1 protein-coding gene is annotated in these 1,114 nt (G+C 47.5%); it reads right to left on the minus strand.

The window, feature by feature from the left end; all coding sequences use genetic code 11:
- The coding region (locus tag R7P72_RS25525) for an LruC domain-containing protein (RefSeq protein WP_318111023.1) at positions 1-1,114 on the minus strand (1,114 nt) is incomplete at both ends.

Here is a 1,114-nt window from a genome sequence, read left to right on the forward strand (position 1 = left end):
ATCACCGTGATACGAGTCTTTCGAAGCAAAGATGAATGAATCGTAAGGCGGATAGCCAACTTGCTCACGTGAAACAGGCGTCGATAGCTCAACGGTGAGCTGATAATTCAGAACATCTGACGTTTGCTGACTCACACACGCGGTTTGAGTGCGATAAAAAGTACAATTGCTGTCTAACTCACCCAATGCCTCTAAGTCTTTGCGCAAGTTTTCTGAGACCACAAGCACCGCCTCACCGCCAGATTGCACCACTTGATGAGTGACGGGTTCGCCATTTCGAGTCAACACGGTCGACGCAATATTGGCAGGGTTAACATTTGGTAGATGAACCGCAAAACCGTTGGAGAACCCAGCTCCCATCGCCTGTAAGGTGTAATCGAATGTAATGTTTTTGATTTCACGCTGACCATTTAGCAGTTCGGTAACGCGATAACGCCACACCACATCGTTGAAATCGTAGTCGCCCATTAGCGGCCAGCGATCTTCAAACGCCATCGTCGCGTACGTGTCTGAGCTTGGATAAACCGAAGTCACCGTCACTTCTGGGTTGTTTTCTTGCACCAATGGCTCGTATTTCGAGTCCGTCGAACCATCAGTGTTGACGCCATCAATGGCGGTGAATGGGCTCACTTCGACAGTAAACAGCAAGTCATTGAAATCATTGTCGCCATCAGGGCGATAAATATCTTCAAAACCCAGTACTAAGAACTCGTTTTGCGTATCGATAAAAGCCACGTTATGACGACGATTTTCTGAAGTCGACTCTGGGTTTAGATTGGAATAGCTATAAAATGGCGTGCCCCAACTGCCAAGGCTGGCGATGTTATTGTATGAGCCAGACCAGCCCCAACCATTCGGAATAATGAAGAACGCGAGCGTTTGACCGGCAGTGAGCTGCACATTCAGGTCGATAGTGTCACCTTCTTCCATCTCGCCATCTGGCGCTTTCGATGTATTAGGAAAAATGATCACATGCGCTGCGATTTCATCTTTATTGGTCGGCGGGTTATTGGTATCAAAAACAAAATAACCGAGCGTATTTCGATACCCAGCCCCTTCATTCAAAAAGGTGACTTTTGCGGTTGCAAACTCCGCGCCATTCAACTCTTCATCT

It is taken from the genome of Vibrio sp. Vb0888, assembly GCF_033338835.1.
In the GTDB taxonomy this organism is placed as follows: Bacteria; Pseudomonadota; Gammaproteobacteria; order Enterobacterales; family Vibrionaceae; genus Vibrio; species Vibrio alginolyticus.